We start from the raw sequence: 14,989 nt of genomic DNA, 5'->3' as shown, positions 1-14,989 counted from the left end.
GATGAGCGACCAAGTACTTGTGGCCGTGATCAGTGCTTTGGGATCTGCCTTAGTCGCATGGATCACGGCACACGAGAACAATAGACAAAAAGTGGATAAGCTCGAAAAGAAAAGTGAGTTAGAGAAATTACAAGAGGAAAACACTCGCTTAAAAGAAGAATTGGAAAGGAAGAATCGTGATGAAAGTAGCAAATGATGTGATCGATTGGTTGATCTCAAGTGGTGCTTTAGTAAGTTTTATTGCTTTTGCTTGGGCTTATGTAAAACCTTGGCTTGAAGCTAAAGTGAAGACTAATGAAGCTAAACAATCAGCTTTAGCGTGGGAGTTATTAGAAAAAGTTGCTACAACTGCAGTAGAATCATTAGTCAGCCAAAACTTGGACGGTAAGACTAAATTTGATCTAGCAACAAAAAATGTCCAAATGGCTATGCAATCGGCAGGATTTAAAGTTAATGATGAAGCTGCACAAACAGCAGTACAATCAGCTTACGAAAAATCAGAATTAACACCAACAGTAGAAATTAAGGAGGACAAATAACATGGTTAATTTAGTAGCAGATGTTGCATCTTATCAACCAGATACACTAGCGTTTTTTCAAGCAATGAAAAATGCAGGCGTTAAAGCGGTAATTGTCAAGATCACGCAAGGTTCTAATCCGGGGGATGCTTATGTCAATCCTAAAGCACGTAATCAAATCAAATATGCTCGGCAAGTAGGTTTGCTAGTCCATGCTTACCATTATGCTAAATTCCATGGTGTGGCAGACGCTAAAGCAGAAGCAGCATGGTTTGTAAAAAACGCTCGTGATCATGGTATTGGACCAGAAAGTGTAATGGCACTTGATGTTGAAGACAAAGTGCATAAGTATGATGTAACTGAAGATAGCAATGCGTTCTTACAGTATGTTAAAGACGCTGGCTATCCTAATGTTGATTTATATACTGGTGCAAGTTGGATCTGGGCTAAACGTGTCGACCGTAACCGATTGATCGCCAAAAATTTATGGATCGCATCTTATGGTGTGAGTCAACCAGGTGTCGATAATGTTGGTACTTGGCAATTTAGAAGTGATTATCCCGTTGGAGGCGAAAGAATTGACATGAGCTATGATTTTAGCGGTTTCTACACTAATGCTAAAGTTACAGCTAACTCATCTAGCGTTATCAATACACCTGCACCACAACCAATCGCAGTGCCTAATAAGTGGGTCGATACGCTTGGTGCTACTTGGCACAAAGAAGATGGAACATTCACGTCTAATACAGCAATCAACTTGCGTTGGGGTGCTACATTGCAATCTAGCAAGTTAGCTGAGCTTCCAGCAGGCAGCGAAGTTAAATATGATGCATACTCTATCAGTAACGGCTTTGTATGGATCAGACAGCCACGAGGTAATGGGCAGTACGCTTATTTGGCTACAGGACGTGCATATGACGGTAAGCGTCTTGATAGTTGGGGTTCGTTCAAATAACGGAGGTACTTATGAGACGAGTATCTATTAATGATCAGATCCAGAAAGCTCGTGACACTAGTCGTGTGTACGAGCTTTCTTTGTTTGACGATAAAACTGCTGTTAAATTGACTGATGGTGATAATGTGACCGTTAAGATCGGAAATCGTATCGGATATTTAGCAGATATTGAATGTGACGTAAAGAATGGATCAGTATTACTTGATAGTACAAAACTTGCAGAATTTCCAGCTGATAAGTATCGCTTAGAAATTTGGATTGAAAAGGAAGATCGAAAGTATATCTATCCTGATAAAGATCAGATCTTACTAACTTTGACTGATAATTTAATGGACGTCAAAGGAAATTTGATCAATGCGATCACGATTGAACAACTCAGAAAAGAAATCGCTGAAAGTGGCAGTGCTGGCATTCCTGTTGCTGGTAAAGACGGTGCTCAGGGGCCTAAAGGTGATAAGGGTGATCCTGGCCCTGCTGGTGAACGTGGACCGGCTGGCAAAGACGGTCAAAATGGTCATGACGGAAAAGATGGAAAGTCAGCCTATCAAATTTGGTTAGATCTCGGGAATACGGGATCGGAGCAGGACTTTATTAACAGCCTAAAACCTAAATCAGATGAAGACAACAAGGGTGAAGTACGACATGCACCGACCGCATGGACGTTAGATCGTAGCACTACGCCTTGGACCATCTGGTTTGATAACGGTTGTGGCTTACAGTTATCAGAATATGCAACAACTGGCACTGTGTATGGCTATGGTTTCTTAGGGAGCACAGAGTCTACCACTTTTAATGATTGGCCACTCGTGACAAATATAGTGAAAGCGTCACGAGGATTGATCACGATCGATAAATTCAAGAAGCAGAATGGTGGTTTTGATTACTGGTCACCAACGGCTAAAGTGATTAAGCCACTTCAAGATGCTTCAAAATTCGACTGGTCTAACGCTTTTGGTGATGAAGGGACTAACAGCGAATCTTTTGGACGAAAACCAGTCTTTGCCCGAGTGATGTATGAACTTGGTATCTGGTCTGATGCAGATGTCTTAAGTCTTGGTGCAGTTAGAAAGGAAGTTTAAAACATGGCTATCTATTATATGTATGATGCGGTAACACGGCAGTTTATCGGTGAAGTGCAAGCACCTAACCAACCAGTGAACTCAACTGAGTTGCCACCAGTTCGAAATTTTAATGACAAAACGTACAATCTCCAAGATCCTATTTGGGATGGCGAAAAGTGGACGGGGTCAAATAAAGAACTTGATCTTTTAGACCTGATTGAAGCCTTAACAATTCAGCTTGGACAATATGAAGCACGTTTGGCTGTTTCGGAAGCACGTTTGGCTACTTTGGAAGGCGGTGACACAGAAAATGTATAATGTATGTAAAGCAATGCACAAGCTAGGGTTATCTATCAAGAAGTTTGTGAAGATGAAATCTATCACGAAAGAACAATACGAAGAAATTACTGGCAAAAAATATGAATAGCTAACTTAAGCGCCTCGCTCGATTTTTCGGGCGGGGCGCTTTTTTGTGTTCAATTATATAAAATTGTCTGTTTTGATATGAAAATAACCGGCAAGTCAGTCAAAAAGTCAGTCACGATTACTCACTAGGTTGTGAAGTGCTGATATATAAGACTTTTTAGATTTATGACTAAATTTATCTTATTTTTCTTAAAAAAATAAAAGTAACTCTTTAAATATAAAAAAATCGCTCCTGTTAAAGGAACGATCTTACTTTAAAGTTGAGATCTGAAAGCCAATAATTCAGCTGATAAAACATAAGGTGCTTGTTGTAATTCAGTAATATTTTTACAGCCTACTAATAGCATGATCTGCGCCAACTGTTGTTTGAGGTCTTCGATCAATGAGATCAAGCCTGTAGTGCCTTCTTTTAAGAGAGTGTGTAAGAATAAACCTGAGATACCCACATTATCTGCCCCAAGTGCGATACATTTGGCGATATCTAAGGCATTTCTGATCCCACCAGAAGCAGTAAAAGAAAAATCAGCTTTATAGGGTTGAGCTGCTAGTAAGACCTCGGCTGTCGTCAAGCCAAGATCAGTCAAAAAGTGATACTCTTTTTGTTTACGGCGCTCATTTTCGATCGCAATAAAATTAGTCCCACCTTTTCCTGAAAGGTCGACATACTTGACGTGACATTGCTTTAACTTGGCCAAAGCAAACGGTGAGATCCCACCGCCAACTTCCTTAACGATCACAGGTACATCTAAATTTTGTGTGACATGCTTTAAATTTTCTAACCAGTAAAATTTACGATCACCTTCAGGCATAACTAATTCTTGTGCAGCATTTAAATGTAATTCCAAGGCATCGGCGGAAAGCATGGCGATCGCTTTTTGACAATTTTCTAAGGGATGATCAGCACCAAGATTACCGATCACCATGTTTTCTTTGAGCTGAGCCCGTAAAGTTGTAAAACCTTGGGCATATTTAGGTGATTTGAGTCCGACACTTTGTGAACCTGTTGCCATAGCTAGACCGGTCTTGTTTGCAACATAGGCTAATTTTTCATTTATTTTGTCAGTTTGTGGACTCCCGCCAGTCATTGCATTGATAAAGAAAGGATAAGCTACTTGTTTTCCAGCCAATGTAGTCGTGAGCGTGATCTCATCAAGTCCAAGTTCTGGTAAGGTCGCAGGCAAGAGCCTAACTTGATCTAAACCATTATCAGCAAGGGGGCGATATTGTTTTTCAGCGATAAAAACATGTTCATCTTTACGGTGTGCATGGATATCCATTGGCTCAGCTCCTTTCTAAAGTATAGTAAATATTGAAGGGAAGTGGAGTGATTCCCGCCTGTTCCCAACTGCTTAAGAGTTCATCTAGTGGTCGCTCTTTAGCTAAAATAGCGATCCCACAATCCCCACCACCAGCACCTGAAGTTTTAGCTTGGCCACCAAATTTTTGAGCTAAGGTGATCAGCTGGTGTAATTTAGGGGTCTCAATGGTCACTTGGGAAAATGTTTCAAGTGAGCGCAATAATTCGCGATCACAGGCAAGCTGGTGCATGATCATTTCCAGATCTTGTTGTTTGAAAGCTGCGATCATCTGGGAAACACAGAGCGCACTTTGTTCTAGAAAATAGTCATATTTGCGTTGGCGTTCTTCTTTTGAGAGTGCAACTTCATTGACTAGATTGGAAGTTGAAGCAGGTGAACCAGTCCAACCGATCAAAAGTTGCAATCGTGGTGGTGCCTTTAAGGGTTCGATCTGTAGCTTAGGCCAAGCAAGTTTTAATAATTCGGTCAGGGAATGGTCTTTTAAAGCTTGGAGCAACCATGAACGATCAAAGGAATGATAGGCGATCCAGCCTCCAAAACTACTAGCTGCAATGTCACCTAGCGAACCATTTTTTTGAACAAGATAATGTGCGCTGGCTGCGAGCTTGAAGATCTCAAGTGGAGTCAAAGTTAATTTGTAGTAGGCAACTAGTGCTTTGACTGTGGCAACAGTAACTGCTGCCGAAGAACCAAGGCCATATTTTTTGCCATCGGGGCTATCTAGATCGCTATCAATTTGTAATTTGAAGGTCGATAGCTGACAATTTTGTTCTTTAGCATAGCGTTCAGTCAGTTCGATCGCTTTGAGGACATAGGCAAATTTTGAGGTCGCCTGGGTCGTTTGCAGTTGATCATTTTCACGTGTCCAATAGATATCTTGACCTAGCAATTGCTTTGAGGACACTAGACCTTGCTTTGCTTGGCTGATAGTGGCATAAACGAATTGATCGACTGCAATCAAAATAGCCGGTTGTCCAGGTTCAACAACGGCATATTCACCAGCAATATAGAGTTTTCCTGGAGCTTTTACAGTAGGCAAAAAATCAATTCCTTTCCGAATTTTTAATTTCTAAGATCCGTGCACCTGGACCAGGTGAGGCGACTAAAAGCTGTTTGCTCGAGAATTCTTGACTTAATGAATCTACGATGGCTTCAAGATCTTTTCCTTGGCAGATGACCTTGACGTTAGGGCCAGCATCCATCGTGTAGTAACACTCTAGCCCTTGATCACGCAATTGCTCGACAAGTTGCATTGCTTTTAGACTTTCAGCTTCAAAATAGTTAAAGTGTGGTGTCGCACTAAGATTTAAAGCATGCATGCACATAGCATTACCTTCTGCGATCTTACCCAATTGCGTAAAATTCTTTTCCTTGATCGCTTGTTTGAGTGCTGATAGGTCTTCTTTTGAACGTTTTACCCAAGCAGAATAGTAAGGCGAAGTATGGACAACAGTTTGCATGCCAGCTCGTGAAGCGATCTTTTTTTGTTTATCATTGACAACGATCGCGATCATCTTAAGATCCCAGTCTAAATTTTCCACCAAGGAAACTGCATATGAGGTCTGATCAGAATCACCTTTTTGCCATTCCACAAAGCCACCATAGATCGAGCGACAAGCAGAACCAGATCCACGGCGAGCCAAGCGTGATAAGTCTTTAGAACTAAGATCTAATCCCAAAGCTTTGCTACCAGCTAAAGCTAAGGCTGCATAAGCACTTGCAGAAGAAGCTAACCCAGCCATAGTAGGGACGTGGTTAGTTGATTCGACTCGTGCAAAAAGTTGACTACCAGCCATTTGCCGAATGATATCCAAAAATTTAGTGATCTTAGTTGTTTCTTGGACTTGACCGTTTAGTGTGAACTGGTCAGCCGTCAAAGTAGGAACGAATTGGACAGTCGTATCGGTGTAAAAATGGTCCAATGTTAAAGAAAGGGAGTTGTTTTGCGGAATGATGAGTTCTTCATCTTCTTTGCCCCAATATTTAACAAGTGCGATATTCGTATGTGCACGAGCAGTTACTTTAGGTGTTTTCATCTGATATTACCTATATAAATGTGTTGGCCTAAAGACCAGAAAGCGATATAGTTTTCCTTTCATATCATAGTGCTACGTTGATAACTATATATGATCAGTCACACATTTTTAACTTTCTAACTGATGATCATTTTTTGAGTGGTTCGATCCAAGCTGAGATCGCGCCATTAGCGAGCAAAAGATCCGAGAGTTGCTTGGCTGAACGCTGATCTTTGACTAGGCAGATAAAGCAACCACCACGGCCACCACCAGTCAATTTAGCGCCCAAGGCTCCATTTTGCAAAGCTAGTTCGATCAATTTATCTAGTGTTGGCTCACTGACATCTAATTGCCTTAAATATTCTTGGGCTATATTTAGCGTCTGTCCTAGACCTAAAACGTCATTTTGTGCTAATTGCTTGCGCGCTTGCCAACTTAAAGCTCCGAGCGCTTCGATCATTTTTTTAGTTGCAGTAGGTGTGGATCGAAGTTTTGCTTTGACAGTTGCGATCGCTTGTGAAGTCTGACCTTTGATACCACTATCACAGATCACCAAATAAGCATCTAGATCAAGTGGGATCGGGTCGATCGTTTGGTCGCGGATCATCCAGATCGGTGTGTCTGAAGAGGTTGTCGCTGCATCTAAGCCACTTGGATTTTTATGTGTATCTTTTTCAGCCACATCAGCAAGTTTTAAGAGCGTTTGATGATCAAGTTCTAGAGAAAATAGATCGTACATAGCGCGAATGATCGCTACTGCAACAGAGGCTGATGAGCCCATCCCGCGTTCGATCGGCAATTGGCTAGTTACCTGAAGCGTAAAGCCGATCGCTTTATTTTGTTGAGCCAGGATATACATGACTAAATGTTTGATACCCTGCATAAATGCGGGAACGTCAGCGATCGGCCCCGTATAGTAACTACTTTCTAGTATTTGTTGGTCATCTTGGCGCAAGGTCATCTTAGCATGAGTCTTGAGCGTTTTTAGTGGTAGAGCGATCGCTGGTTGCCCGTATACGACCGCATGCTCACCGATCAAAATGATCTTAGCATGACTTAAACCTTGGCCGGTCTTTTTTTGTGTGCTAAGCAAAAAGAGCACCCTTTCTATCGTATCTATTCTAAATATTTACAATGAAAAACATTGCAATTTCAAACTAAATTATACCATACCGCTAAATAAGGATGGATAAGTCTCAAACTAGATTATACCTGTTTAGTGTTTGAGCGACAAGTTTAGATCAGTATTTAAGGATAGAACGATCAAGGAGAGCCGATCGCTGGTTATTTATTTTTAAGCTGAGTGTGATAGAATTATTGTCAGAAACATTATTTAAAGTCGGTGATGATGAATGACTAAATCAAAAACCTATGCAGTAGTTGACCTTGAGATGACGACCCCTGCATTGGATGGAACTGGAAGAATTATCCAATTTAGTTGTACTTTTATTGAAAATGGAAAAATCTCGGATACCTTTAGCACGTTGATCGATCCACAATGTCTTATCCCACCAGAAGTGCAAAAGCTGACCGGGATCAAAAACAGTGATGTTCGCAAAGCACCATTATTCAGTGATGTGGCGGATACGATCTATGCATTGTTACAGGATACAGTCTTTGTAGCGCATAATATTATGCAAGATTATCGCTTTTTAAATGCAGAGTTTGAGCGTGCGGGCTATCCTGAACTTGAATTAAAGGGGATCGATACGGTACAGTTGGCACAGATCTTATTGCCGACGCTACCTTCATATCGATTAGTCGATCTTGGTAATTATCTTGGGATCAAGCATGAACGTCCGCATCAAGCGGATAGTGATACCTACGTTACGGCAGAGTTATTTTTGCTTTTGCAGAAACGTTTAGAATTACTACCAGCAAGTGTTTTACAAACTTTATGTAACTTGAGTGGTGCGTTGCTTTATGATACAGCTGAGTGTTTTAAGGAAGCATATGAGGAGCAAAGGAAGAAGGCTCAACCCTTAGCTAAAAAGTGGATGCAGATCGAAGACTTAGTTATTCTAAGGCCAAATTTCAAGACAAAGGATAATATAGCTCTGACATTTCCTAAGACTAAAGAAGAACAAGAACAACTCTTTTCAGGAAGTATCGAGTGGCGTGATGAACAGGTCAAAATGATGTCTACGATCGCCGATTTCTTTGATGATCCAAATGAACGGCGCTTGTTGATCGAAGCACCAACAGGGATGGGGAAGACTTTAGGTTATTTAGTGCCAGCCGCGTACGCTTCGACCCAAGATAAGCGTATCGTGATCAGCACAGCAACAACAGCACTTCAAGCCCAACTAGCAGAAGAGATCGATCTGACCTTGAAAAATCTTTTTCCATTTGATCTTGATGTCGTTGTTTTAAAGGGAAATCGTCATTATATCGATCTAGATAAGTTTTGGCGTTCGTTGAAACAACCGTACAATAAAAATTCGCGTTTGTTACAGATGCGTTTGATAGTATGGTTATTACAGACTAAGACTGGTGATCTTGATGAGCTTAGATTGACGACACGTCAAGATCCTTTATTTGCTAATATCGAGCATACTGGTCTTGATAGTTTAGAGCCAGCAAGTCCATTTTATCGAGTCGATTATTTACGCTTAAATGAGATCGCAAAAGAAAACGCCTCATTTATCATTACAAATCATGCATATCTATTGACGCATGCCACTGATTTTAAAGGCAATGACTTGGAATTGATCGTTGATGAAGCTCAAAATCTTCCTGCTACAGTAGCTAAAAGTATCCAGCAAGTTTTGGATTTTGACGAGATCAAGATCCTTTGTGATAGTATGTTAGTCAAAATGGAGTCGCAGATCTCATTTTCATTTGAGCAATTGATCGAGCAAAGTTTGTTGACTAAAAAACAATACCACGCTCTTTTAAAAGATCTCCAAGTATTAGATCACGATATGTGGGATCTGAGGGATGCCTTTATTCGAAGGTTTTTAAGATTCCGGCGAAATGGGATCACTGAGCAGCCATTAAGTGAAAAGAAGTTTTTGGGCTTTTTAAAGGAACATTATGGTGTGATCAATAAGATAACTCGCGCCTATGACGGCTTTTTACAGCAATTTGCGTGGCTACAAAAAGTATTTTTCAAAGCAAGCCGTTTAGAACAGATCGATCAAACAGCAACGTTATACTTATTAGATTTCTTTAGATTAGCTTCACAATTAGTGACTGCTTTTGAGCCTTGGCAAAAATTAGCCTTTACTGATCTAGAAGCTAACCAGACTAAGCAATTGATCTGGTTGAGTTTAGCTGAACAAGAAACCGCACATCTACGGTTACACTTCAGCTATTTAGATGGAGCTGACTTTTTACAAAGTAAAGTATATCCAAGGTTTGAACATGTATTATTTTTAGGCGCAGGCTTGTTTACAAAACAGACCCATGCCTATACGTTAAAGCAATTAGACCTGCCTAAAGATACGCGTTTATTGAGCTATCAAGGTAATTTTGACTATCAAAAAACATTAGCCTTGATCGCAAAGGATGCGCCTAATGTTGGTGCAACTGAAAACGAGGAATATGTTAAGTACCTAGCTAAGACACTTTATGATCTAACTACTAAAAATCACTGTCAGACAATGATCTTGTTCAATTCGTTAGATGAACTCGAACGAACTTATGAATATCTAGCAGTCTTAGGCCTTACTAAAGAAAGAGAAGTTTTAGCTCAAGGAGTCAATGGAAGTCCTGAAAAGTTAAAGAAACGCTTTATCTTGAATCAAAATCAGACGGCGATCTTGCTTGCGACAGGGACATTTTTTGAAGGGATAGATCTACCCGAAAAATTATTAGAGCTCTTAGTGATCGTACGTTTACCATTTCAAGCACCCAATACCTTATTTAACCAAGTTCGATATGAGCGCGCTCGGCAAGCAGGCGATGATCCGTTTACAACACTAGCTTTACCTGAGGCTGTCTTACGGCTAAAACAGGGCTTTGGACGCTTGATCCGAACCCCAAATGATCGAGGAGCTTTTGTCTTATTAGACTCACGGATCTTAACTAAGCGCTACGGCCAGGAATTTAAGCAGGTCTTTCCAGATAAATTAGAATTACACCCAGTTTTGACAGCTGAGATCCCGAAATTAGTTGCTGATTTTTTACATGACAAACAGCACTAACTTGGTATAATTGAGATAAACAGTTTTTTGACTAGAGGAAGGAATTTATGAAGCGGACAACGAGGATCAAAAAGAAAACAAAGTATCGTTTGTGGTATCTTGGAGTTTTGGCTGTCTTGGTATTAGTGCTCGTTATTTTCAACTTGGCACTTTCGCCTATGAAAAATGCCAGAAAGCAAGCAACGCAATTAGCACAACAATACGCTGGATTAAAAGAAGAGACAGCCTTTTATCACTACAATCGAAATCATACCTATTACACGGTCGCGGGAACTAATGATAAAAAACAAAAAATTTATGCTATCGTTGCACAAAATGGTAAAAAGATCAATGTTTACCAGCAAAACGAAGGGATCTCCGAAGCAAGTGCTAAAAAGATCGCTCAACAAACTGGAAATGTGAAAAAGATCACTCATACTGCTTTAGGGATGCATAAAAATAAACCGGTCTGGGAAGTAAGTTATCTCAATTCCTACGGTAATCTTTGTTATGATCTACTTGATTTTAAAACAGGAAAAGTCGTTAAAACGATCCAAAATATTTAATAAAGGGGCCAATCAAGATGGAATTATCAAAAAGAGTGCAAAATGTTTCACCCTCAGCAACTTTAGCCTTATCAGCTAAGGCAAAGCAATTAAAGGCAGAAGGCTATGATGTTAAAAATTTAACTGCCGGTGAGCCTAATTTCAATACGCCAGAACATATCAAAGAAGCAGCGATCCAAGCGATCCAAGCGGGAAAATCAGATTTTTATACCGCTGCTTTGGGGATAGTTGAATTACGCAAGGCGATCGCTAAAGCAACTAATGCTGAATATCACACTGATTATACCTTTGAAAATGTTGCTGTTACAGTAGGGGGAAAATTCTCTTTATATGCGGTTGCTCAAACGATCCTTGATCCGGGCGATGAAGTCTTGATCCCTTTGCCATATTGGGTCAGTTATAGCGAACAAGTCAAGTTAGCTGAAGGTAGCCCAGTCTTTGTACTGCCTGAAAACGGAAAATTAAAGGTCACGGTAGCTGCTCTTGAAGCTAAACGAACTGAAAAGACAAAGGCCGTGATCATTAACTCACCTCAAAACCCTTCTGGTGTCATTTACACCAGAGCTGAGTTAGAAGCGATCGGAAATTGGGCCGTAAAAAATAATATCTGGCTAATTGCTGATGACATGTACAATAAGTTAGTTTATAATGGAAACAGCTTTGTTTCTTTAGTTGAACTTTCAGAAGCAATCAAGCAGCAAACGATATTGATCAACGGTTTTTCTAAAACGTACTCGATGACCGGATGGCGTGTTGGCTATACTTTAGCGAATAAAGAATTGATCGCTAAGTTAGGTACTGTGGTCGGACATGCAACTGGGAATCTTTCAGCGGTCAGCCAATATGCAGCCTTGGCAGCTTTAAAACAAGACCAAGCTTGCGTTGAAGAGATGCGTCAAGAGTATGAAATGCGGTTAAATGAGATCTATCCCTTAGTGGAGAAGATCCCTGGTTTCGAGTTGACAGCTAAGCCAGAAGGGGCCTTTTATCTATTTCCTAACATTCAAAAGGCTTTAAAAGCAACTGGATTTAGTGATGCATTAAGTTTTGCTGATGCCTTATTGAACGAGTCTTTTGTCGCAGTAGTTCCAGGAGAAGCCTTTGGCATGCCTGGGCATATTCGCTTGAGTTATGCAACTTCACTTGAAGACCTGCGTGAGGCGGTCGTGCGAATAGAAAAATTTGTTGAAAAATATAGTAAATAAAATAGGAGGAAAAATTTAGTGGAAACTATCAGTATTATTAACGCTAAAGACTATGTTGACCAAAAAGTAAGAATCGGAGTTTGGTTGACTAATAAGCGCTCCAGCGGTAAAATCGCCTTTTTACAGCTACGCGACGGAACAGCTTATTTTCAAGGAGTCGTAGTTAAGAATAATGTTTCTGAAGATGTATTTAAGCTTGCAAAAGAAGTAAGACAAGAAGCAAGTATGTACGTCACAGGTACGATCCATGAAGATACACGCTCACACTTTGGCTATGAGATCGAAATTGAAGATATTGAACTGGTAGGTCAAAGTGAAGACTATCCGATCACTCCTAAAGAACACGGGACAGATTTCTTGATGGATCATCGTCATCTTTGGTTGCGTTCGAAGCGTCAATTTGCGATCATGAAGATCAGAAATGAAATGATCCGTGCAACTTATGAATTCTTCAACAAGGAAGGTTTCATCAAGTTGGATTCACCGATCTTGACCGGTAGTGCTCCTGAAGGCACAACAGAATTGTTCCATACTGAATATTTTGAAAAAGATGCTTATCTTTCACAATCGGGTCAGCTTTATGCTGAAGCTGGAGCAATGGCTTATGGTAAGGTTTTTACTTTCGGGCCAACATTTAGAGCGGAAAAATCCAAGACGCGCCGTCATTTGATCGAATTCTGGATGATCGAACCAGAAATGGCATTTATGCATCAAGAAGAAAGTTTAGAGATCCAAGAACGCTATATTGCTTACTTGGTTGAAAAAGTACTTGAAAATTGTGACTACGAACTTGATATTTTGGGTCGAGATAAGGAAGTCCTCAAGCGCTATACGCAATTACCTTATCCACGCATTTCCTATGATGATGCGATCAAATTATTACAAGAATCAGGTAAATTCCCAGATGTAAAATGGGGCGAAGATTTTGGTTCACCAGAAGAAACTTATTTGGCAGAACACTTCAGCAAGCCTGTTTTTGTGTTGAACTACCCTAAAGCGATCAAACCATTCTACATGAAACCACATCCAACTAGAGAAGATTTAGTTGTGTGTGCTGACTTGTTAGCTCCAGAAGGCTATGGTGAGATCATTGGTGGTTCCGAACGTGCAACAGATCCAGAGTATTTAGCAAAACAAATTGAAGCTGCAGGTTTAAACAAAGCTGATTATGAATGGTACTTAGATCTACGTCGCTATGGCAGTGTACCTCACTCTGGCTTTGGACTTGGTCTGGAACGTGCGGTAACTTGGATCACAGGTGAAGACCATATCCGGGAAGCTATTCCATTCCCACGTTTATTAAACCGGATCTACCCATAATAGTTGATGGGCTGCGGGACATGACAGAGCGTTGTGTCCTGTTTTTTTACTTAAAAAGGAAGATCAAGATGGATAAAATACTACAAAAATATTTAGCTGCTGGACAAATGACAGTATCCAATCTATTGTTGAATAATTATCGTCAGTTAGGACTGGATGAAGCTGAGTTTATCTTGATGTTACAGATCATGAGTCGAACTCAACAGGGAAAAGCGATCGATCTAACTGAACTTTCCCAAAGTATGCAACTTGATACTAGTAAGCTGGGAAATTTATTGCGTAATTTGATCGAAAAAAAATTTCTCAGATTAACGACAGCAACTGATGCTGCGGGACGTAAGTATGACAAATATGATTTTACGCTACTTTACGAGAAATTATTTGCTTTAGAACAAAATGAAGTAACGGCTGAACTAACACAAAATGAAACGACTAGTAAGCAAGAAGTTTATAAAAATATTGAGGTCGAATTTGGGCGCCTCTTGACCCCAATGGAGCTGCAAACGATCGATAGCTGGCTCAATACAGAGAATTATTCACCAGAATTGATCGTGTTAGCTTTACGTGAGGCAGTTTTAAATCAGGTTTATAATTTGAAGTATATTGATAAGATCTTATTGAGTTGGGAAAAGCAAAATATCAAAACTAGCGCCGATGTACAACGATCACGCCAAAAGCGCCGGCAAGAATTGGCTCAAAAAGAACGTTTAACAGCACCTAAACAAAATAAAGCTAAGCCAAGTATTCCAATGTATGATTGGACAGGAGGGACCGATGATGCTTAATAGTGAAGAAACGACACATGCGATCGAAGTCATGGGGGAAATGTTTCCTAATGCCACAACATCGTTGACTAAGACAGATCCGTATCACTTTATGCTTTCAGTGATATTGAGTGCCCAAACTACTGATAAAGCAGTTAATTTAGTTACACCAGCTTTATTTGAACGTTATAAGACCCCTGTTGACTTAGCTAATGCAAGTCAATCAGAAGTTGAAAGTTATATCAAAACGATCGGTCTATATCGCAATAAGGCTCGCTTTTTGATCAAATGCTCACAGGAACTGGTCGAGCGCTTTAATGGAGTCGTCCCTAAAACTAGAAAAGAACTGATGAGCTTAAGTGGGGTCGGACGCAAAACAGCAGATGTGGTTCTAGCTGAATGCTTTGGGATCCCAGCATTTGCAGTCGATACCCATGTCAGTCGCGTTGCCAAACGTTTAGGGATGGTTCCAGCTGACAGTGATGTTTTAACGATCGAAAAGATCCTAATGCAAAAAGTCCCACAAGATCTATGGATCAAAGGGCATCACCGCATGATATTTTGGGGTCGGTACCAATGTATGTCAAGAAATCCAAAGTGTAGTTCTTGTCCGCTATTAGATATTTGTCCAGAAGGCCGGTCAAGAGTGTGAAAAGCCGAACATAATCAGTGATAAAGATATAATTTTAATAAAAAAACAAACAACATAATGA

Annotated in this window: 16 protein-coding genes; 12 read left to right on the top strand and 4 right to left on the bottom strand. The window is 40.3% G+C overall.

Going from position 1 to position 14,989, the window contains the following annotated elements; genetic code table 11:
• The first annotated feature begins 1 nt into the window (after window position 1).
• From Q9Q35_RS10915 to Q9Q35_RS12010, 6 genes are read left to right on the top strand one after another with little or no spacing between them, the layout of a single operon-like run.
• The gene (locus tag Q9Q35_RS10915; protein ID WP_304653390.1) at window positions 2-196 is read left to right on the top strand and encodes a hypothetical protein; all 195 of its coding nucleotides are present in this window, start codon (window positions 2-4) and stop codon (window positions 194-196) included.
• A complete protein-coding gene (locus tag Q9Q35_RS10910; protein WP_025087897.1) occupies window positions 180-539 on the top strand; it encodes a phage holin, LLH family in 360 nt (119 codons plus the stop codon). Before Q9Q35_RS10915 ends, Q9Q35_RS10910 begins: the two co-directional genes overlap by 17 nt.
• A gap of 1 nt (window position 540) precedes the next feature.
• Entirely contained in the window at window positions 541-1,473 is a 933-nt protein-coding gene (locus Q9Q35_RS10905; protein ID WP_304653389.1) for a GH25 family lysozyme, read from the top strand.
• An 11-nt stretch (window positions 1,474-1,484) separates the two neighbouring features.
• Complete coding sequence (locus tag Q9Q35_RS10900; RefSeq protein WP_221677469.1) at window positions 1,485-2,552, top strand: collagen-like protein; 1,068 nt, start codon at window positions 1,485-1,487, stop codon at window positions 2,550-2,552.
• 3 nt (window positions 2,553-2,555) lie between these two features.
• Complete coding sequence (locus tag Q9Q35_RS10895; protein ID WP_221677470.1) at window positions 2,556-2,852, top strand: hypothetical protein; 297 nt, start codon at window positions 2,556-2,558, stop codon at window positions 2,850-2,852.
• On the top strand, window positions 2,782-2,961 hold the full coding sequence (locus Q9Q35_RS12010; RefSeq protein WP_370648907.1) for an XkdX family protein: 180 nt from the start codon (window positions 2,782-2,784) through the stop codon (window positions 2,959-2,961). The genes Q9Q35_RS10895 and Q9Q35_RS12010 overlap by 71 nt, the downstream gene beginning before the upstream one ends.
• 253 nt (window positions 2,962-3,214) lie before the next feature.
• Here Q9Q35_RS12010 and fni read toward each other — a convergent pair whose 3' ends face one another.
• The 4 genes from fni to mvk form a co-directional block, all read right to left on the bottom strand.
• Window positions 3,215-4,237: a type 2 isopentenyl-diphosphate Delta-isomerase gene (gene fni, locus Q9Q35_RS10890; RefSeq protein WP_304653388.1), complete on the bottom strand. Its 1,023-nt coding sequence runs from the start codon at window positions 4,235-4,237 to the stop codon at window positions 3,215-3,217.
• Between the two features lie 4 nt (window positions 4,238-4,241).
• A complete protein-coding gene (locus Q9Q35_RS10885; RefSeq protein WP_304653387.1) occupies window positions 4,242-5,318 on the bottom strand; it encodes a phosphomevalonate kinase in 1,077 nt (358 codons plus the stop codon).
• A 4-nt stretch (window positions 5,319-5,322) separates the two neighbouring features.
• Window positions 5,323-6,315 carry a diphosphomevalonate decarboxylase gene (gene mvaD / locus Q9Q35_RS10880; RefSeq protein WP_304653386.1) on the bottom strand — a complete coding sequence of 331 codons (993 nt, stop codon included), beginning with the start codon at window positions 6,313-6,315 and terminating at the stop codon, window positions 5,323-5,325.
• Between the two features lie 127 nt (window positions 6,316-6,442).
• Complete coding sequence (mvk, locus tag Q9Q35_RS10875; protein ID WP_304653385.1) at window positions 6,443-7,387, bottom strand: mevalonate kinase; 945 nt, start codon at window positions 7,385-7,387, stop codon at window positions 6,443-6,445.
• A 259-nt stretch (window positions 7,388-7,646) separates the two neighbouring features.
• Between mvk and Q9Q35_RS10870 the strand changes: the two genes are divergently transcribed.
• The 6 genes from Q9Q35_RS10870 to nth all read left to right on the top strand — a co-directional run bounded on the left by Q9Q35_RS10870 (window position 7,647) and on the right by nth (window position 14,928).
• Entirely contained in the window at window positions 7,647-10,442 is a 2,796-nt protein-coding gene (locus Q9Q35_RS10870; RefSeq protein ID WP_304653384.1) for a helicase C-terminal domain-containing protein, read from the top strand.
• 47 nt (window positions 10,443-10,489) lie between these two features.
• Window positions 10,490-10,987, top strand: coding sequence for a DUF5590 domain-containing protein (locus Q9Q35_RS10865; RefSeq protein ID WP_304653383.1), 498 nt, complete (start codon window positions 10,490-10,492; stop codon window positions 10,985-10,987).
• 17 nt (window positions 10,988-11,004) lie between these two features.
• Complete coding sequence (locus tag Q9Q35_RS10860) at window positions 11,005-12,192, top strand: pyridoxal phosphate-dependent aminotransferase (RefSeq protein ID WP_304653382.1); 1,188 nt, start codon at window positions 11,005-11,007, stop codon at window positions 12,190-12,192.
• Between the two features lie 18 nt (window positions 12,193-12,210).
• Complete coding sequence (gene asnS, locus Q9Q35_RS10855; protein WP_304653381.1) at window positions 12,211-13,512, top strand: asparagine--tRNA ligase; 1,302 nt, start codon at window positions 12,211-12,213, stop codon at window positions 13,510-13,512.
• Between the two features lie 68 nt (window positions 13,513-13,580).
• A complete protein-coding gene (locus Q9Q35_RS10850; protein WP_304653380.1) occupies window positions 13,581-14,297 on the top strand; it encodes a DnaD domain-containing protein in 717 nt (238 codons plus the stop codon).
• Window positions 14,290-14,928, top strand: coding sequence for an endonuclease III (nth, locus tag Q9Q35_RS10845; RefSeq protein ID WP_304653379.1), 639 nt, complete (start codon window positions 14,290-14,292; stop codon window positions 14,926-14,928). The genes Q9Q35_RS10850 and nth overlap by 8 nt, the downstream gene beginning before the upstream one ends.
• Window positions 14,929-14,989: the final 61 nt, after the last annotated feature.

Origin of the sequence: uncultured Ligilactobacillus sp. (assembly GCF_948826705.1) — a bacterium.
Taxonomy (GTDB): domain Bacteria; phylum Bacillota; class Bacilli; order Lactobacillales; family Lactobacillaceae; genus Ligilactobacillus.
Note: the sequence above shows the minus strand (reverse complement) of the source record. Positions and strands in the feature narration are given on the sequence as shown.